The organism is Sulfitobacter sediminilitoris (assembly GCF_010667575.1).
Taxonomy (GTDB): domain Bacteria; phylum Pseudomonadota; class Alphaproteobacteria; order Rhodobacterales; family Rhodobacteraceae; genus Sulfitobacter; species Sulfitobacter sediminilitoris.
The window spans coordinates 79222-98137 of record NZ_JAABNT010000004.1 but is presented as its reverse complement, the minus strand read 5'-3'; the positions used below and the strand labels follow the sequence as shown (position 1 = coordinate 98137).

The 18916-nt window shown below is 59.0% G+C and carries 21 protein-coding genes and 1 riboswitch; of the genes, 19 read left to right on the top strand and 2 right to left on the bottom strand.

What is annotated here, in order from left to right:
* Positions 1 to 14: 14 nt before the first annotated feature.
* The 3 genes from GV827_RS08195 to GV827_RS08185 all read left to right on the top strand — a co-directional run bounded on the left by GV827_RS08195 (position 15) and on the right by GV827_RS08185 (position 1627).
* Positions 15 to 872, top strand: a complete 858-nt coding sequence (locus GV827_RS08195; RefSeq protein WP_164353307.1) for a LysR family transcriptional regulator — start codon at positions 15 to 17, stop codon at positions 870 to 872.
* 224 nt (positions 873 to 1096) lie between these two features.
* Positions 1097 to 1264: a hypothetical protein gene (locus GV827_RS08190; RefSeq protein ID WP_164353306.1), complete on the top strand. Its 168-nt coding sequence runs from the start codon at positions 1097 to 1099 to the stop codon at positions 1262 to 1264.
* Positions 1265 to 1627 (top strand): toxin-activating lysine-acyltransferase, encoded by a 363-nt coding sequence (locus tag GV827_RS08185; protein WP_328823136.1) that lies wholly within the window; start codon positions 1265 to 1267, stop codon positions 1625 to 1627.
* Between the two features lie 19 nt (positions 1628 to 1646).
* Here GV827_RS08185 and GV827_RS08180 read toward each other — a convergent pair whose 3' ends face one another.
* Positions 1647 to 2516 carry a hypothetical protein gene (locus GV827_RS08180; protein WP_164353304.1) on the bottom strand — a complete coding sequence of 290 codons (870 nt, stop codon included), beginning with the start codon at positions 2514 to 2516 and terminating at the stop codon, positions 1647 to 1649.
* 115 nt (positions 2517 to 2631) lie between these two features.
* On the opposite strand from GV827_RS08180, the gene miaB reads away from it, so the two are divergent.
* From miaB to GV827_RS08135, 9 genes are all read left to right on the top strand, one after another.
* A complete protein-coding gene (miaB, locus tag GV827_RS08175) occupies positions 2632 to 3951 on the top strand; it encodes a tRNA (N6-isopentenyl adenosine(37)-C2)-methylthiotransferase MiaB (RefSeq protein ID WP_164353303.1) in 1320 nt (439 codons plus the stop codon).
* A 212-nt stretch (positions 3952 to 4163) separates the two neighbouring features.
* Positions 4164 to 4751, top strand: a complete 588-nt coding sequence (locus tag GV827_RS08170; protein ID WP_328823126.1) for an OmpA family protein — start codon at positions 4164 to 4166, stop codon at positions 4749 to 4751.
* Between the two features lie 11 nt (positions 4752 to 4762).
* Complete coding sequence (locus GV827_RS08165; RefSeq protein ID WP_328823125.1) at positions 4763 to 5083, top strand: hypothetical protein; 321 nt, start codon at positions 4763 to 4765, stop codon at positions 5081 to 5083.
* Between the two features lie 148 nt (positions 5084 to 5231).
* A complete protein-coding gene (locus tag GV827_RS08160) occupies positions 5232 to 6224 on the top strand; it encodes a PhoH family protein (RefSeq protein ID WP_164353536.1) in 993 nt (330 codons plus the stop codon).
* Positions 6225 to 6292: 68 nt separating this feature from the next.
* Positions 6293 to 6793 carry an rRNA maturation RNase YbeY gene (gene ybeY, locus GV827_RS08155; protein WP_164353535.1) on the top strand — a complete coding sequence of 167 codons (501 nt, stop codon included), beginning with the start codon at positions 6293 to 6295 and terminating at the stop codon, positions 6791 to 6793.
* 41 nt (positions 6794 to 6834) lie between these two features.
* Entirely contained in the window at positions 6835 to 7734 is a 900-nt protein-coding gene (locus GV827_RS08150; RefSeq protein ID WP_164353302.1) for a hemolysin family protein, read from the top strand.
* Positions 7731 to 9236, top strand: coding sequence for an apolipoprotein N-acyltransferase (lnt, locus tag GV827_RS08145; protein WP_164353301.1), 1506 nt, complete (start codon positions 7731 to 7733; stop codon positions 9234 to 9236). The genes GV827_RS08150 and lnt overlap by 4 nt, the downstream gene beginning before the upstream one ends.
* Before the next feature lie 33 nt (positions 9237 to 9269).
* A riboswitch (SAM-SAH riboswitch) is annotated at positions 9270 to 9318 on the top strand.
* A gap of 3 nt (positions 9319 to 9321) precedes the next feature.
* Positions 9322 to 10503 carry a methionine adenosyltransferase gene (metK, locus tag GV827_RS08140; RefSeq protein ID WP_164353300.1) on the top strand — a complete coding sequence of 394 codons (1182 nt, stop codon included), beginning with the start codon at positions 9322 to 9324 and terminating at the stop codon, positions 10501 to 10503.
* A gap of 3 nt (positions 10504 to 10506) precedes the next feature.
* Positions 10507 to 11154, top strand: a complete 648-nt coding sequence (locus tag GV827_RS08135) for a COG3904 family protein (protein WP_164353299.1) — start codon at positions 10507 to 10509, stop codon at positions 11152 to 11154.
* 17 nt (positions 11155 to 11171) lie between these two features.
* Here GV827_RS08135 and GV827_RS08130 read toward each other — a convergent pair whose 3' ends face one another.
* A complete protein-coding gene (locus GV827_RS08130; protein WP_164353298.1) occupies positions 11172 to 11948 on the bottom strand; it encodes a response regulator in 777 nt (258 codons plus the stop codon).
* A gap of 107 nt (positions 11949 to 12055) precedes the next feature.
* Between GV827_RS08130 and trmB the strand changes: the two genes are divergently transcribed.
* From trmB to rpsA, 7 genes are all read left to right on the top strand, one after another.
* A complete protein-coding gene (gene trmB, locus GV827_RS08125) occupies positions 12056 to 12766 on the top strand; it encodes a tRNA (guanine(46)-N(7))-methyltransferase TrmB (RefSeq protein WP_164353297.1) in 711 nt (236 codons plus the stop codon).
* Positions 12767 to 12938: 172 nt separating this feature from the next.
* Positions 12939 to 14291, top strand: coding sequence for a 3-phosphoshikimate 1-carboxyvinyltransferase (gene aroA, locus GV827_RS08120; protein ID WP_164353296.1), 1353 nt, complete (start codon positions 12939 to 12941; stop codon positions 14289 to 14291).
* On the top strand, positions 14288 to 14794 hold the full coding sequence (locus GV827_RS08115) for a hypothetical protein (protein WP_164353295.1): 507 nt from the start codon (positions 14288 to 14290) through the stop codon (positions 14792 to 14794). The genes aroA and GV827_RS08115 overlap by 4 nt, the downstream gene beginning before the upstream one ends.
* Positions 14791 to 15420, top strand: a complete 630-nt coding sequence (locus GV827_RS08110) for a (d)CMP kinase (protein ID WP_164353294.1) — start codon at positions 14791 to 14793, stop codon at positions 15418 to 15420. Before GV827_RS08115 ends, GV827_RS08110 begins: the two co-directional genes overlap by 4 nt.
* 296 nt (positions 15421 to 15716) lie before the next feature.
* Positions 15717 to 16268: a polysaccharide deacetylase family protein gene (locus tag GV827_RS08105; RefSeq protein ID WP_164353293.1), complete on the top strand. Its 552-nt coding sequence runs from the start codon at positions 15717 to 15719 to the stop codon at positions 16266 to 16268.
* 102 nt (positions 16269 to 16370) lie between these two features.
* On the top strand, positions 16371 to 16751 hold the full coding sequence (locus GV827_RS08100; protein WP_164353292.1) for a rhodanese-like domain-containing protein: 381 nt from the start codon (positions 16371 to 16373) through the stop codon (positions 16749 to 16751).
* Positions 16752 to 17184: 433 nt separating this feature from the next.
* Positions 17185 to 18864, top strand: coding sequence for a 30S ribosomal protein S1 (rpsA, locus tag GV827_RS08095; protein ID WP_164353291.1), 1680 nt, complete (start codon positions 17185 to 17187; stop codon positions 18862 to 18864).
* Positions 18865 to 18916 lie beyond the last annotated feature (52 nt).

Sequence of the window (18916 nt, the reverse complement as noted above, 5' to 3'; positions counted from 1 at the left end):
AACGGGCCGATAACATGCCATTGCTTTGGGACGATCTGAAGATACTTCTGGCTGCGGCACGCGGCGGATCGCTCTCACGTGCGGCAGTCATGCTCCAGATCGACCAGTCTACCGTCAGCCGTCGTTTGTCGGGCCTTGAGGCGGCACTGGATACGGTGCTGTTCAAGCGATCAAAGAATGGTTTGCAGATCACGGATGCAGGCGAACGTCTACTGCCGTTGGCGGAAGAGGTCGAACATGCGGCTGAGCAGTTCGTTGAAGGAGTGGCCGCAGGGCGTGCAAAAGGTCCTTCGGGTCTGGTCCGGATTCTGGGCAACGCGTGGATATTGAACCGGCTCTCTGAACGGATGCTCCCGGCGTTTCTGGCGCAATATCCTCTGGTTGACGTGCGCCTGCTGGCTCAAGTGCCGCAATCGCCGGCCCGCTCTGACGCGACGCTGTCGCTGTGGTTCGAGGCCCCGCCAAAGCACGGTGATATCTCTATGCGACTGGGCGAAGTGCCTTTCGCTCTTTATGCTCATAAGGATACTGACCCTGACGCCCTCGACTGGGTGTCCTTTTTCGATGAGGACGCGCCGGACCGGGCACCGGTACGGTACTGGAACAGGCACCGACGCACGGCGGACCGACTGCGTGTGACGGTGACAGATGCGGGATTAATCCTTGCTGCCATAAGAAGTGGTGCGGGGAAGGGGTTGTTGCCGATGTGCTTGGGCGAAAGCGATCCACAGTTGCGCACCATTGCCGGGCCCGAGCCTCAGCTGACGCGCACTCTGCATCTACACGTGCACCCGGATACGCTTCAGACCCAGCGGGTCAAGGCAGCGATCGCAACCTTGCAGGATACGTTCGAAGAGGTTTTCTTGTCCTGAGGAGGACGCCGAACTGCGAGTGCGCAATGGCATGAGCGATGCCAAACTGCTCCAAGAGGACGCCTTGCGGCGTCCTTTTGTCATTCCGTAGTGCTGTATAATAGTTAGTATCAAAGCGCCATTTATTCATTGCGCCGATCCTCCGTACTGGCGGCGATTTGTCTGTTGGCTTGGCCTGCGGGGATGCGCAGAATAACGTGGCCAAAAGAGGAACGGAGCCGATCATGAAGCTTGAACATCAGACAATGGATGTTGCCAACGACACAGAAGCCTATTTCAACCAATTCGGTAAACTGGCGCTGCTGATCGGAACCACCCCACAGTTTTCGCGGGTGCAAATGGACGTAGGCCTGTCAAAGACTCATGCTGCTTTGACAAACAATACCTACTGAATCTACGTCGATGCCGACGGCAAGCAGACCGCTGGCCTGATCTGGGCTTATTTGAATGATGAAAGCAAAGAGTTCTATTTCAAGTATGGGCTTTTGCCCAACATCGAAGCCTGGCGCAGCGGAGACCAACTGTTGTTGCTGAACGTCGTTGCGAATGGCGGGATGATCAAAGCGGTTTTCGAGGATTCGATGGAGAAACTTTTCAAGGATGAGAAGGAAGCCTTCATGATCCGCCCGTCGCCCAGTGGTCGGCGCCGTGTGGTGCGTATCACCCGTTCTGGGGCCGAACTGGTCGAGGTCCTTCCGGTGACGAAATCACAACAGGGTCAGGCCGATGAAGAGGGCACTATCCCGCTCGCCTGACGGGGTATGACGGTTCTTTTCAAAACCATTGCCCAGGTTCCATCAATCCAAGATCAAGCAACTGGCGCGAATGCCATTCGAATGGGGCCGAGTTGTGCCACTTGAAGGTGTCGATCTCGAATTTGCTGCCTGGATTTGTCTTCAGCGCCTTGGCGGTTCGGAATGAACAGATGGCGCCGGTGATATTGTGGTGCCACGGACAGGCGTAGGTATTGTATTCCTCATCGCTGAAAGTGTGGTCCCAGCGGATTTTCAATCCTTTTTTGGCGCGGAAAAGGGGGATCCGGTCGATCTTTCGGCGCACTATGGGCACGTGTTCCTCGTATCGCCAGCGCAACCCACCAAAGAAATCAAGCTGTCGTTCCTTGGGGTGGCTATGATTTTCGGCATCCGGGCGGGCCAGCGCGTAATATCCCGACCGGTCCATATGCGCGTTGTCCAAAGACACTGCATCAGGAAACTGGTGCAAATCGTCTGCATAAAGGTCGATCACATAGGCCAGCATTGCATCGCGCCGCTCTTCTGTGTGGAAGGCAAGCATCTCGATGATATTGCGCGTCTCACTGAACGGGAAAAAGAAATACTCCGCACTGTAGCAGTAATAGATCCACTGACCCGCCGCAGGCTCCATCAGCGCATTGATAGCCGTTTCTAGCGCCTGTTCCACATACATGTCGTAATCGACACGGATCACCGTTTCCTGGAGGTCACGCGGCAGATCAAAGACGGCAGGCATCAGCACGATGGTCGATTTGAATCCCATCTGCTGATGGTGGCGCAGGGTCGTCGCCACTTCGACATCATCCTCGACCAGAATGAGGGCGATAGGCCCCTTGGCCAATGCCGCCCGTTCGGCCGCGATCATCTCGGTCAGGCTGGAATACTGCATGGGCCCTCGCATGGATTTTTGTTTTTCCACAGAATCGGTTAAATCGCCGTGCATTGCAAGCTTCGGGGCCGCCTGATAGACGCCCCGGTGATCCTTTCAGACCCGGAAACCTGCCATGACCGCGCCCAAGAAGCTCTTTATCAAGACCTACGGCTGTCAAATGAACGTCTATGACAGTGAACGTATGGCCGAGGCCATGGGCGGACAGGGCTATGTTGAAACGTCCGATGCTGCAGATGCTGATATGATCCTGCTCAACACCTGCCATATTCGCGAGAAGGCTGCCGAAAAGGTCTATTCCGAATTGGGGCGGCTGAAAAAGCTGAAGGCAGACAAACCTGACCTGAAGATCGGCGTTGCGGGATGTGTTGCGCAAGCCGAAGGCGAAGAGATCATGCGCCGCCAGCCTGCTGTCGATCTTGTTGTCGGCCCGCAAAGCTATCACCGCCTGCCGGCGATGGAGGAGCGTCTGCGCGAAGGGAAAACCGCGCTCGACACGGATTTCCCTGAAGAGGACAAGTTCGAGCACCTCAAGGCCCGTCCCAAAGCAAAACGCGCGCCGGCCGCGTTTCTGACGGTTCAGGAAGGCTGCGACAAATTCTGTGCCTTCTGCGTGGTGCCCTACACCCGCGGGGCCGAGGTCAGCCGCCCGGCAACCCGCGTGCTGGACGAAGCGCGCGATCTGGTCGAGCGCGGTGTGCGCGAGATCACCCTGTTGGGGCAGAACGTCAATGCCTACCACGGGCAAGGAGATAAAGGGGATGTGACCCTCGCCGGCCTTATCCGTGAGCTTGCAAAAGTGGATGGTCTGGAACGCATTCGCTATACCACAAGCCACCCGAACGACATGGACGACGATCTGATCGCCGCTCATGGCGAGGTGCCTGAACTGATGCCGTATCTGCATTTGCCTGTCCAGTCCGGCTCGGACCACATCCTAAAACGGATGAACCGCAGCCACACGGCTGAAAGCTATCTACGCTTGATCGAACGGATCCGTGCCGCACGGCCGGACATTGTGATGTCCGGTGATTTCATCGTGGGTTTCCCCGAAGAAACGGACGCCGATTTCGAGGCCACAATGGAATTGGTGCGCGAGGTGAAATACGGCTACGCCTATTCCTTCAAGTATTCCACGCGCCCCGGTACTCCCGCAGCCGAGCGTCCCTTGGTTGACCCGCAGGTGGCCGACGACCGTTTGCAGCGCCTTCAGGCCCTGATCACGCAGCACCAGCAAGAGGTGCAGCAGAGCATGATTGGACGTGAAGTTTCGGTGCTGGTGGAGCGCGCAGGCCGCGAGGCCGGGCAAATGCTTGGCAAGTCGGAATACCTGCACGCGGTGCATATTGAGGCATCAGACGCGCAGGTCGGTGAGATAGCCAAAGTGAGAATCGTGGATTCCAAAACCAATTCCCTTGGCGCGCGGCATTGTTAAGCCTCGAAACAACCAAAAGGCGAGTCGTTGAATGATGCCGCTTTGCCACAATTCTGCCGCATTTCCATGTGTCTGCCGCGAAATTAAACACTAAATGTAGATTTCTGTGCTTCACAGGCTGCTAAATTTTACCTAACGTGGCGATATATCAAAGGCAGCTGTCTTCGGGACTGGGGCATGCCTTTCGTGGGGGCAGACAAAAGGAAAATGCTGTGGTGAACACAATCTCCAAAGCGATCCACGCGGTGGCGCGCTTGGCGCTTGCTGCGGTGATCGCGCTGACGACGATGATCGCGCCAACACCGTCGGACGCGCAAACGCGCTCTCAGCAGGGACGGGACAAGGGTATTTACACGCCAACCATCTGGGTGGACCCCGATGGCTGTGAGCACTGGGTGATGGATGACGGTTCCGAAGGTTACATGACACCGCACACCACCCGTCAGGGCATCCCGGTCTGCCGCCGGGGCAACGTTTGCGGCGTGATGAACACCGATCAGTTCTTTGCAACCGACAGCTACCGTATCCACAAGGCGGGCAAGGCGCGTCTGGCGGACTTCTTTCAGACCACTGGCGCTGTCAGCTACATCATTACAGGTCACACCGACAGCCGCGCCTCTGACGCCTACAACATGCGCCTGAGCTACAACCGTGCAAATGCGGTTGCCGCTATCGCTGCCGCCAATGGTGCGCGTGTCGCGGATATCCGCGGCTACGGAGAGCGCATGCCGGCTGCTGCCAACAATACTGCCGCCGGCATGGCCAAGAACCGCCGCGTCGAAATCATCTGCATTCGCTAAGGGGACGTCACGTGATCAAAGCAAAAATTCTTCTTGTCACGGCCTGCGCCTTTGGCCTGACCGCATGTGGCGATTTCGAAACACTGGGTGGGGGGTTCCCGTCGGATAAATCTGTCGACCGTGGCATCAACAGCCATCACCTGAGCACGTTGCAGGCGGGCATCTGGGTCGATCCGAACGGCTGTGATCACTGGATCATCGACGACGGTGTCGAGGGCTATCTCTCAGCAAGGCTGGACAAATATGGCAAGCCCGTCTGTTCGGGCGTGGGACCGCCAAAACATACCGTGGGCGACTTCAAAGGTGGCTCCAACATTTCGGACCCTAACTGATCTTGTCTGAGCATCTCAGCATATGCGGGCCGGAGTGTTTCACGCTCCGGCCCTTTTTGCGTCGCATGGGTGCATTTCGCCGCACAGCACCCTATCTCAATCTCATAGCCCGTAACACAAGGAGCCTCCCTTGCCCCCAAGCGATCTGATGACAGCCGCCCCCGTGGCTGACCCCGTTGTGCTTGAATTCCCAGACAACCGCCTGCTGATTGATCTCTGCGGCGCTTATGACGCGCATCTTGCCGCGATCGAAAAGGCGCTGGAAGTTCAGATCGTGCGGCGCGGAAATCAGGTCAGCATCATGGGTGATCCTGACGCAAGCACGCAGGCAGCATCGGTCCTGAACACGCTTTACGCCCGCCTTGAAGGGGGCCGCACGGTTGAACAGGCAGAAGTCGACAGCCTGCTGCGCATGGGCGGCTCGGACGTGGACACAGGCACCCGCGCCGGTGACCAGATTGAGATGAATATCGGCGAGACGGTGGAAATTCACACCCGCAAGAAACGGGTAGAGCCACGGACCGAAGCGCAAAAGGCCTACGTCAAATCGCTTTTTGACAACGAATTGGCCTTCGGTATCGGCCCGGCAGGTACCGGCAAAACCTACCTCGCCGTGGCTGTCGGCGTCAGCATGTTCATCGGCGGCCATGTAGACCGGATCATCCTTTCCCGCCCTGCCGTCGAGGCGGGCGAAAAGCTGGGCTACCTGCCCGGTGATATGAAGGACAAGGTCGATCCCTACATGCAGCCGCTTTATGATGCGCTGAACGACTTCTTGCCGGGCAAGCAACTGGCCAAACTGATCGAGGAAAAGCGCATCGAAATCGCGCCTCTGGCCTTTATGCGCGGCCGCACGCTGTCGAACGCGTTTGTCGTGCTGGACGAGGCGCAGAACGCTACGTCGATGCAGATGAAGATGTTTTTGACGCGTCTGGGCGAAGGCTCTCGGATGGTGATCACCGGCGACCGCACCCAGATTGACCTGCCGCGCGGTACGCAATCGGGTCTGGCAGACGCCGAGCGCTTGTTGAAAACGATCCCCAAGATCAGCTTTAATTACTTCACCTCGAAGGACGTCGTGCGCCACCCTCTGGTTGCCGCGATCATTGAGGCTTATGAGGCAGACAGCGGCCAAGCCTAGCCGCTTTCCCTTTTTGGCCCGATATCTCGCGGAGGTCCGGAGGCAGAGCCTCCGAAATGTACTGGTTGATGGACACGCTCGACATCTCAATTGAAGACCCGCGCTGGGAAATACTGGATTTGTCTGCGCTGGTGACACGTGCGGTCACTGCAACGCTCAATTATCTTGCCCTTGATCCCGACACTGCGGAGGTCAGTCTGCTTGGGTGCGACGATGCCCGCATTGCCGGTCTTAACGCTGATTTCCGGGGCAAGCCGACACCGACCAACATCTTGAGCTGGCCCAGCGAAGAGCGTGCGGCGATGAGCCCCGGCAGCAAACCTCTCCCGCCTGAGCCCGGCCCCGACGGTCTGACGGTACTTGGCGATATCGCCATCGCCTATGATACCTGCGCGGCCGAAGCAGCGGCCGCTGGCAAGCCCATCGCTGATCATGTGACGCATCTGATCGTGCACGGCACCCTGCATCTGTTGGGCTACGATCACGAGACTGAGCCGGATGCCGCCTTGATGGAGGGGCTTGAGCGCAAAATACTTGGCAATTTGGGTCTTGATGACCCATATAGGTGAGATCGGGCGAGATTATCGCCGCTTCACGTACACAGGACCAAATGGGCGACAAAGAAGGATCATCTGACGCGGCGCAACGCGCGCATCCGGATGAGGACATAGAACAGCAAGAGGACGCCGCATCCAAAACCGGCGGATTTTTCTCTCGCGTGATCGGGGCGCTCAGCCCCTCGGACACAGATCAGGACACGGATTTCACTCCACCGTCGGAGGATCGACTTAGCGCGCGCGGCATGATGAACCTGCGCCGCATGCGGGTCGATGACGTGGCGATTCCCAAGGCAGATATCGTGGCCGTGCCGGTGACTGCCGACATGGAGGAACTGGTCGCCGTCTTCAAGGACAGCGGTCTGACCCGCCTGCCAGTCTATGACGGCACGCTTGATACGCCCGTTGGTATGGCACACCTCAAAGACTTTGCCCTGCAATACGGGTTTAACGGCAAACCGAAAGAATTCGATCTCAAGGCGTTGTTGCGCCCGCTCTTGTTCGTCCCGCCATCGATGAGCATCGGAGTGCTGCTGACCAAGATGCAGGCCGAACGGCGGCACATGGCGCTGGTGATCGACGAATATGGCGGTGTTGATGGGCTTGTGACCATCGAAGACCTCATCGAACAGGTCATCGGTGAGATCGAGGATGAACACGATCAGGACGAAGACACCTTCTGGTCCGTGGAAAAACCCGGCACCTATCTTGCTCTTGCCAAAACCCCGCTCGAAGATTTCGAGGCCGAGATCGGTCATTCTCTGACCGATCACGACGATGTGGACGAAGAAGAAATCGACACGTTGGGCGGTCTGGTCTTCATGCTGTCGGGCCGCGTGCCGACGCGGGGCGAGGTGGTGTTGCACCCTGACGGGCCGGAATTCGAGGTGATCGATGCCGATCCCAGACGCATCAAGCGTCTGCGCGTGCGGACGACCGGGGCCAGTGGATGACACCACGCTTGGCGGGCTGGCGCCTGGCGGGGCTGGGGGGTGCGCTGGGCGTGCTGGCCGGCTTTGGGCAGGCACCTTATGACCAGCCGCTGATCCTGATGGCCGCCCTTGTCGGGGCGGTCTATGTATATCGCGGGGCAGAGACGGGCAGACAGGCTGCGCTTTTTGGCTGGGCGTTGGGGACCGGGTATTTTGCCCACGCCCTGCAGTGGATCGTCTCGCCCTTTCTGGTCGATGTGGCGCGGCACGGCTGGATGGCACCATTTGCAGTCGCATTTCTGTCCGCAGGTCTGGCGCTGTTCTGGGGGGCTGCTTTCTGGGCTGCGCGCCGGTTGGACGCGCATCGCGCGTGGCCGCTCATCCTTTGCCTCTCTTCAGCGGAACTGGTTCGGGCCTATGTCTTTACCGGCTTTCCCTGGGCCATGCCATCGCAGGCGTTGGTGGATAAGCTGGGTGGTCAGGCGCTTGCGTGGACTGGTCCCTATGCGCTGAACGCCGTTATGATCGCCATCGCTGTTGCCTTGGGTTTCGCCGCCCGTACGGGGCCGCAGCGGGTGATGCAATACGGCGTGATCCTGTTCGGCCTTGGTGCATTTGTTCTGCCGCCGATGGTGCCAGAGGCCGCAATGACGGATCATACGGTGCGGCTGGTCCAGCCGAACGCGGCGCAGCGGGATAAGTGGGATCCAGATAAAATTCCGGTCTTTTTTGACAGACAGCTTCAGTTCACGACGGCCCCGCCAGAGGACGGCAGCAAAGTCCCTGATCTGGTGTTGTGGTCCGAAACCGCAATTCCATGGCAGCTTGACTATGCGGGGACTGCCCTTGTTGAGATCGCGAAGGCGGGTGCAAATGCCACGGTGGCCTTGGGCTTGCAGCGGAGCGCGGCAGAGCGTTTCTACAATTCCATGGTCGTTCTAGATCAGGATGGCACGGTGGCGCAGGTCTATGACAAGCATCACCTTGTTCCCTTCGGCGAATACGTCCCTTTTGCGGATACTCTGAACAAGCTTGGGATCTTCGGATTGGCACAACGTATCCCGGCAGGCTATTCTTCGGGCGTCGGCGCAAAATTGCTGAACTTTGGCCCATTGGGCCGGGCGTTGCCGCTGATTTGCTACGAAGCGGTCTTTCCACATGATGTGAACGCCGCGCCGAAACGTCCTGATTTCCTGATCCAGATCACCAATGACGCGTGGTTTGGCAAAGGCGCGGGTCCCCGCCAGCATCTGGCACAGGCCCGGATGCGTGCAATTGAAAAGGGTCTGCCGCTTGCGCGGTCGGCCAACACTGGAATTTCGGCGATGATAGACCCATATGGTCGTATATTGGCATCGCTTCCGCTGAACACCGCGGGCTTTGTCGATGCGGCCCTGCCAAGGCCATTGCCACCCACGGTCTACAGCCGGACGGGCGATATGGCCTTTGCTGTCCTGTTGCTTTTGGGATTCGGCTTTGCCGTTATCAGGATTCGCCGTCATTCAGCGGGGTTTAACGATTGACCCCCTTAAATGCTCTGGGTAAGCCAGAGCGCATCGGTGCCACAACGGCTTCCTGACGTGGCACGTCATTTTTATTGGAGCAGATATGTCCCGACAGAACTACGTTTTCACCTCCGAGTCCGTCTCGGAAGGACACCCTGACAAGGTATGTGATCGCATCTCGGACGCGATCCTCGACACCTTCCTGAGCGAAGAACCGGAGGCGCGTGTCGCGGCAGAGACATTTGCCACCACTGACCGCGTGGTCATCGGTGGTGAGGTGGGCCTAAGCGATCAGGCCAAGCTTGCCGAATACATGGACAAGATCGAGGACATTGCGCGCGCCTGTATCAAGGATATCGGGTACGAGCAGGACAAGTTTCACCACGCGACCTGCGAGATCACGAACCTGCTGCACGAGCAGTCTGCGCATATTGCTCAAGGCGTAAACGCGGCCGAGAACAAGGATGAGGGCGCAGGCGATCAGGGCATCATGTTTGGCTATGCGACGGATGAAACCGAGCAATTGATGCCAGCGCCTATCCACTATGCCCATGCCATCCTGCGCCGTCTTGCAGAGGTCCGCAAGGATGGCACCGAACCCACGCTTCGGCCCGATGCCAAAAGCCAGCTTTCGGTGCGTTACGAGGGGGGCAAACCCGTTGGTGTATCCTCAATCGTCCTGTCCACTCAGCACGAAAGCGAAGATCAGACCAGTGATGACATCCGCGCCATCGTGGAACCTTACATCCGCGACGTACTGCCCGATGGCTGGATCGACAGCGACACCAAATGGCATGTGAACCCGACAGGCGTTTTCGTGATTGGCGGACCTGACGGCGATGCGGGCCTGACCGGGCGCAAGATTATCGTTGATACCTATGGTGGTGCCGCGCCGCACGGCGGGGGCGCCTTTTCGGGCAAAGACCCGACCAAGGTGGACCGCTCCGCCGCCTATGCGGCGCGCTATCTGGCCAAGAACGTGGTCGCGGCTGGCATGGCTAAAAAGTGCACCATCCAGCTGAGCTATGCGATCGGGGTGAGCGAGCCGCTGTCGATCTACTGCGATACCTTCGGCACCGGCGAGGTTGATGATGCAGAGGTCGAACTGGCGATCCGCAAGGTGATGAGCCTGACACCAAGGGGCATCCGCGAGCACCTTCAGTTGAACAAGCCAATTTATCAACGCACGGCAGCCTACGGTCACTTTGGCCGGGAACCGGACGAGGACGGTGGTTTCTCTTGGGAGAAGACAGATCTGGCCGACGCGCTCAGGTCAGCGGTCTGACACATGGTCTATGGCAGATCGGCAGCGCAATGGAGTGTCTCCCTCGCGCTGTTGATGTGTCTATTCTTCCCTGCTGATGCCCGGGCAGACCGTTTCACAGTCGCGGGTCAGCAGTTGGTCTATGACACTGTGACCCCGGTTGACGGAGAACAGCAGGACATCCGTGGCGATGATGTGGATGAGATGCGCAGCTTGCTGCGCGACCATCCGGAGGTGTCTGAGCTGGTGATACACTCAACCGGTGGCGGGCATTATGCGTCGATGGAATTGGCCGCGCTGGTCATAGACTTCGAACTGGACACGCATATCGCAGAGACCTGCGAAAGCTCTTGTGTGCCGGTTTTTCTGGGTGGTGCCAAACGCACGATGGCGCGTGGCGCGCGGATCGGCTTTCACCAGTTGTCGTGGGATGCAGAGGCGGTTCAGCAATACTATGACGACAACCGCGAACGCTACGAATGGGAGACCCCGTTCGAGTTTGCCGAATGGATGTATCAGGACACGCAGACCGAGACCTATAACAGGCTTGCCTATATGGTATCTCGCGGGGTCGATGCCGAATTTGCCATACGGACAATCCGCAAACCGGACACGACGCTCTGGTTCCCGTACCGCGCGGTGTTGATGGCCGCAGGGGTGCTGACAGAGTGAGGCAAAGTCATCTCACGCTAATGCGGCCGACGGCCAAAGGGCGAGGGAGGCTTGGAAGGTTTGCCCGAGGGTGCGGGTGCCTCAGTAACAAGCAGGTTGTGGACGAGTTCTGACATCAGTTCGGCCCCGTCTTCCCGTTCCATCTTGATCAGGTAGGCCCAAAGGGTCAGGCAGTTCTGTTCCAGCGCCTGGAGGTCTGGTGCATCCGCATTGTCGCGGCTGCTGCGCATGTCGCGAATCTGGCGCATCATTCGGCTGATCATCGGTTTGACGTCCCGTGCGCAATGGGCCGCACAGATCGACATCAGCTGCTCCACCTCATCAACCGGATAGTTCTGCTTGGACGTGGGGATCGGCGTGGCAACAGAGGCCAGTGCTTTTTTCACAGCTGCGGCAAATCTGCTTGGTGAAAGATCATCCTTGGTCAGATAGCCCGCGCAACCGAGGGCCTCAGCCTCTTGTGTGACACCTGCTTTGGCTTGACCGGATATCATCAGTGTCGCGGCATTGAGATTGCGAGAGTTCAGCCTGACCATGTGTAGCGCATCAAGACCGGTGCCATCGGGCAACATGTAATCCACAAGGATAAGGTGGAAGCTGACCTGTTCCAGATGCAGTGCGAATTCGTCCAGCGTTTTGGCGTTGCTGACGGCGCAGGGAAATTCGAGCCCGGAACAAAGCCGTGCCAGCCGATGCCGGTCAAATCGTTCATCATCGAGGATCAGCACGGGGACCGGCTGCCCCTTGCCGGACTTTCCCGACAAAAGAAGCGGTTTGGAGAGGGCAGCGGGCATTAAGGCATCCTGTTCTTGGGGTCTGGCACAGCTTAGCGCCAGCTTCTTAATCGCAACTTAATTCCGTGCCATTGCAGCGCCTGTGCCAGCGGGGTAAAGCCCCGGCCATGAACACACCGAACCGCCCCCGCCGCAATTTCTATGGACGCCTCAAAGGCAAGACCCTCAAGCAATCCCAAAGGGGCTATCTTGAGGAGGACCTGGCAGGCCTGTCGCCCGGCCCTGTGAGTTGGGAAGAGAACCCCGAACGCACACCGCTGGATCTGGACCAGCTCTTTGGGGGTAAGCCGGTCTGGCTTGAGGTCGGCTTTGGCGGAGGGGAGCACATGGTGCACCAGGCCGCACAGAACCCGGATGTCGGGATCATCGGCTGTGAGCCCTATATCAACGGTGTGGCGATGCTGCTGGGCAAGCTGCGCCGTGCGGGTGTTGAGAACGTGGCGGTGCATCCCGGCGATGCCCGTGATCTGATGGACGTGCTGCCGGAAGCATCGATTGACCGCGCCTTCCTGCTTTACCCCGATCCGTGGCCCAAGGCGCGGCATCACCGACGCCGCTTTGTGACCGAAGAACATCTGGTGCCGCTGGCGCGCGTGCTGAAACCCGGTGCGATTTTCAGGGTCGCCACGGATATCGAGGACTACGTGCGGCAGACGCTGGAAGAGGTGCCGCGCTTTGGTTTTGAGTGGTTGGCCGAACGGCCCGGAGACTGGCGCGAACCATGGGATGACTGGCTGTCCACGCGGTACGAACAAAAGGCGCTGCGCGAAGGGCGGGTGCCGCACTACCTGACCTTTAGGCGCGTGGAACCCGATTAAGCGGGCCGTTGCGAGCGCGATATTACCGATCTTTTCTGAGAGATCGGAATGTGAGTGTCTGGCAACACCACGCAGCAGTTCGGCCAAAAAGAGCGCCGTGCCTGTGCGCCTTGGCATGGACGGTGCCTTTCGGCTGGTCTAGAAGGCTGGTGAACGAAGTGAGGGCGCTAACATGTCGGGCCACGGTGATCCAATTCCAATGAAATCTGTGGCCTGTGGGCCGCTTACCGGGACTGCAGAAGTACCGGGCGACAAGTCGATCTCGCATCGGTCGTTGATCCTTGGTGCGATGTGCGTGGGCGAGACCACCATCGAGGGGTTGCTGGAAGGGCAGGACGTATTGGACACGGCCAAGGCGATGCGGGCCTTTGGTGCCGAGGTGACTAATCATGGTGGCGGGCGCTGGTCCGTGCAGGGTGTCGGTGTCGGCGGATTTGCCGAACCCGATCAGGTGATCGATTGCGGCAATTCAGGCACTGGTGTGCGGCTGATCATGGGGTCAATGGCGACCTCACCAATCACGGCGACCTTCACGGGTGATGCCAGCCTGAACGGCCGCCCCATGGCGCGGGTCACCGACCCCCTGGCGCTGTTTGGCTGTCAGGCGGTGGGGCGCAGCGGCGGGCGGCTGCCGATGACGCTGGTCGGTGCGCGCGAACCGGTGCCGGTGCGCTATACCGTGCCGGTGCCTTCGGCGCAGGTGAAATCGGCGGTGCTGCTGGCGGGCTTGAACGCGCCGGGCCAGACTGTCGTGATCGAGGCAGAGGCGACACGCGATCATACCGAACGCATGTTGGCCGGTTTTGGCGCAGAGATATCGGTGGAAGAGACTGAAGAAGGTCGGGTGATCACGCTTACCGGGCAACCGGAGCTGACGGCACAGCACATCGAAGTGCCGCGCGACCCGTCTTCGGCGGCGTTCCCGGTCTGTGCGGCACTGATCGTGCCGGGCTCCGACGTGCTGGTGCCGGGCATCGGTCTGAACCCGACGCGTGCGGGCCTGTTCACCATGCTCCGCGAAATGGGCGCGGACCTTGTGTACGAGAACGAGCGCGAGGAGGGGGGCGAGCCGGTGGCTGACTTGCGCGCACGGTTCTCTCCCGATCTGAAAGGTATTGAGGTGCCGCCAGAACGGGCCGCATCGATGATCGACGAATATCCCGTGCTATCGGTTGTCGCGTCTTACGCGAGCGGCCAGACCGTGATGCGCGGCGTCAAGGAACTGCGTGTCAAGGAAAGCGACCGCATCGATGCCATGGCGACGGGCTTGCGTGCGAACGGGATCGAGGTCGAAGACGGGCCCGACTGGTGGATCGTCACAGGCAAGGGCCACGGCAATGTGCCCGGTGGGGCAACCTGCGCCAGCCACCTTGATCACCGCATCGCAATGTCATTCCTGATCCTGGGCATGGCTGCGCAAAATCCGGTGCATGTGGATGATGGCGGACCGATCGCGACGTCCTTCCCGATTTTCGAACCTCTGATGCGCGATCTGGGCGCAGATGTCAGCCGCGAAGCAGGGTGAGCCGCCTTCTGCCCATACTGACAGCCCTGTCGGTTGGTCTGTTTGTCGCCCTTGGGCTGTTGACGAAGGGATGGCTTGAGCCATCGGGGCATTCTGTTTTCGATAGCTATCTCACTGGCTATTCGGCCGAAACCGCCCGCGCCTATCTGACGGCTTTGACGTCTGAGCAGACAGCGCTTTATCTGGGGCTGTTTCGCTGGCTCGACACGGTGTTTCCGATCATCCTGGCGCTGACCTTGGGCGGGTTCATCTGGACGCAGGCAAGTGGGGCCGCCAAGCCATTGCGAGTTCTGGCTGCGGTCTCGCCCGGTGTGTATCTGGTTTTTGATCTGTCGGAGAACGCTGCGGTCGCTTATCTGTTGTGGTCCGGGCCTGAGGTGGCAGAGGCTGCGATCAAGCAGGCCAGCACCTATACCATGGGCAAGTGGATTTCGCTGGGCCTTGCCGCGCTGGTATGTATTTGGGCATGGCGCATGGTCCCGAAGAATGAGGTAACCACATGAGTACGACGCGGGGATTCACCGTAGCCATCGATGGGCCAGCGGCGTCTGGCAAGGGCACGATTTCCAAAGCAGTTGCAGAACATTTTGGCTTTGCGCATCTGGATACCGGGCTGCTTTATCGTGCGGTCGGGGCCAAGGTCTTGCTTGGGATTGAACCGGTGGCGGCAGCACGGGCGCTGGTCCCCGAAGATCTGGACAGCGATGCCCTGCGCACGCCCGAAATCGCACAGGAGGCAAGCAAGGTTGCGGCATTGCCGGAGGTACGCGCGGCGCTGGTGGATTTTCAGCGCAGCTTTGCCGCGCGTGCAGGGGGGGCTGTGTTGGACGGGCGCGACATCGGCACGGTCATTTGTCCTGCGGCGCAGGTGAAGCTTTTCGTGATTGCGGATGCGGTGGTACGTGCGCGCCGGCGCTTTGCCGAATTGACGGAAAAGGGGATCCAGACAACTTTTGAGGATGTGCTGGCCGACGTGCATGCGCGGGATGAGCGGGACATGGGCCGCGTTGACGCCCCATTGCGCGCTGCCGACGATGCTGTGGAGATTGACACAACTGAGATGAAGATCGCGGACGCGGTTGCGGCCGCTGTGGCCCTGATCGAGGCCAAGCGGGATACCGGTACCTGATTGTCGGATGGCAAGAAAGCCAACCTTGGTAAACATCTGAAAGAAGCGGCGCCGCCCCGATGGGTGGGTCCTGTTCCTGTCCGGGTGTCCCCGGTGATGCGCGCGGTTCAGGTGTCCGGGATCGGACATTGGACCACTGATATGCCGCGACCGTCACATCGCGGGATTGGTTAACCGGGGCAGAGATGTAGACTTCATTCATTAAGGGAGCGTGAGAGGCGCGTCCGCTGCTCACCCAAAGGTGTGTCGCGTTTCAAAAGGTTTCAGAGTTAGTCTGAGGGCAAAGGAGTGCTGCCATGATCCGTATCCTCTTCGCCTTGTTGTTCCTTTTGCCTGTTGCTGCCTTATCGCAGGAGGCAGACAGGCCTCAATCCGAGGTCCCCCCCGCAGCAGAGCCGCCGATGACGATGGCGCGTCTGGGCAGTATAGTGCAGGCGTTGGACCCTGATGTAATAGCGCGTGGCCCCGCGCTTGAATTCACGCTTGAGGACATACCGGTCATCGTCATCGCGGACCCCCGCGCAGACCGCATGCGTGCCATGGTCCCGATCGCCAGTGCTGACGGATTGAAAGAAGCGGACCTGATGCGCTTGATGCAAGCCAATTTCGATGCTGCCCTTGATGCGCGGTATGCTGTGGCGCATGGCAAGCTTTGGGGGGTGTTTATTCATCCGTTGTCACCGCTGGAGAAGGATGAATTCCTTTCCGGGCTGGTGCAGACCATCACTGTCGCACGAACCTACGGGACGGGCTACACCGGAGGAGGTGCAGTCTTTGGCGGTGGAGACAGCAACAAGATTTACCGTGAGCTGTTGGAAAAGCTCCGCAAGAAGGGCGAACCTCTTTGATCTTTTGCGCCGTGCCGGAACTGGTGCTCTTGCTGGCGCGTTCTATGTCTGAACCAGCGGTCCCGTTTCACGGGGCCTGACCATTTAGAAAGGACGATCACCATGAAGACAGCAAAAGATTTCCTCGAAGAGGCCCACGCCGTTGTCCCCAAGATGGATGCAAAGGATGCCATTGCCAAACATGCAGAGGGCGAAGGCACATTTATCGACGTGCGCGACATCGCGTCGATCAAGGAAAGCGGTACAATCAAGGGCGCGCATCATGTGCCACGTGGCATGATCGAATTTCATGCCGATCCGAACATGGAAGGTTTCTATAATCCAATCTTTCAGAAAGACGCGCCGCTCTACCTGATCTGCGGTGCGGGCGGGCAGGCTGCTTTGTCGGGTAAGACGCTCAAGGATATGGGCTATACCAATGTGACAAACATCGGCGGCTTCCCCGGCTGGAAAGAAGCGGGCGGACCGACTGAGGAAATCTGAAGCGACAGTGTCGCGCATGCCGGTCAGCCCAGTTGATGTCTGTCCAAGGCAAGCGCGACACCCACGGTCGCCGCAAAGCCCCGAAATTGCGCTGGCCGCAGACGCTGCAAACGTGATGCAAATGACAATGAGAGCAAGCGTGTTGCTGCTTTGACTGGCTGGCAATGCGAAGCCAAGAGGCCGCGCAAAGGCGGAGTGCCGCCATTTAGGGGCATCGCAGCGCGAAGCCCTTGCAGCGTTGACCAAAGTGTCCTATACGCCCCCTGTCTAAAGGGCGGATACAAGCCTTGAGACGCAATCCTGAGCAGGGTCGGAGTCTTCCGGCCCTCTTTCTTTTGCGGATCAAGGGCCAACTAGCGGACCAATGCACACCCCAGACCGGCGGAGACAACCGCACGGCCAGAAACACATTGATAAGGATACGATACGCTACATGGCGAACATGATGGACGAGTTTGAAGCACTCCTTGAAGAAAGCTTCGAAATGGACACACCCGAAGAAGGGTCTGTTGTCAAAGGCAAGGTTATCGCGATCGAAGCGGGCCAGGCCATCATCGACGTAGGCTACAAGATGGAAGGCCGCGTCGAGTTGAAAGAATTTGCCGATCCGGGTGAAGCACCCAAGATCGAAGTCGGCGACGAAGTCGAAGTTTTCCTGCGTCAGGTTGAAAACTCCCGCGGTGAAGCTGTTATCTCTCGCGAGATGGCCCGTCGCGAAGAAGCATGGGACCGTCTGGAAAAAGCATACGCCGCAGAAGAGCGCGTCGAAGGTGCGATCTTTGGCCGTGTCAAAGGTGGTTTCACCGTGGACCTTGGCGGCGCTGTCGCGTTCCTGCCCGGCTCTCAGGTCGATGTACGCCCCGTGCGCGACGCTGGCCCGCTGATGGGTCTCAAGCAGCCGTTCCAAATCCTCAAGATGGACCGCCGCCGTGGCAACATCGTTGTGTCCCGTCGTGCGATCCTTGAAGAGAGCCGTGCCGAACAGCGTGCTGAAGTCATCGGTAACCTTACCGAAGGACAGACCGTTGACGGTGTGGTCAAGAACATCACCGAATACGGTGCGTTCGTTGATCTGGGCGGTGTCGACGGCCTGCTGCACGTCACAGACATGGCATGGCGCCGCGTGAACCACCCATCCGAGATCCTCTCTATCGGTGAGACGATCAAGGTGCAGGTCATCAAGATCAACAAAGAGACACACCGCATCAGCCTTGGCATGAAGCAGCTGCAGGAAGATCCATGGGATCTGGTGGCCGCGAAGTATCCGCTGGAATCAGTACACACAGGCCGCGTGACCAACATCACCGACTACGGTGCCTTTGTTGAGCTGGAGCCCGGTGTCGAAGGTCTGGTCCACGTCTCCGAGATGTCCTGGACCAAGAAGAACGTGCACCCCGGCAAGATCGTCTCCACCTCTCAGGAAGTGGAAGTCATGGTTCTGGAGATCGACGGTGCCAAGCGCCGCGTTTCCCTTGGCCTTAAGCAGACCATGCGCAACCCATGGGAAGTGTTCGCAGAAACACACCCCGAGGGCACGGAAGTCGAAGGCGAAGTCAAGAACATCACCGAATTCGGTCTGTTCGTGGGCCTGCCCGGCGACATCGACGGTATGGTGCACCTTTCCGACCTCAGCTGGGACCAGCGTGGCGAAGAAGCCATTCAGGACTACCGCAAAGGCGACGTCGTTCAGGCAGTTGTCTCCGAGGTTGACGTCGAGAAAGAGCGTATCTCGCTCTCCATCAAGGGCGTTGGCGGTGACAAGTTCGCCGAAGCCGTTGGCGGCGTGAAGCGTGGCTCCATCGTGACCGTGACCGTGACCTCCATCGAGGAAGGCGGCATCGAGGTGGAATACGAAGGCATGAAATCCTTCATCCGCCGCTCCGACCTTTCCCGTGACCGTGCCGAGCAGCGCCCAGAGCGTTTCTCTATCGGTGACAAGGTCGACGTGCGCATCACGAACGTGGACGCGAAAGCGCACCGTCTGGGCGTTTCCATCAAGGCGCGCGAAATCGCCGAAGAGAAGGAAGCGGTTCAGCAGTATGGCTCTTCTGACTCCGGTGCGTCTCTGGGCGATATCCTTGGTGCGGCGCTGAAGGGCGACGACGAGAAGTAAGCCTTGATTGGTTTGAAATTTGGAGGGCCCCGCGCATCAAGCGTGGGGCCCT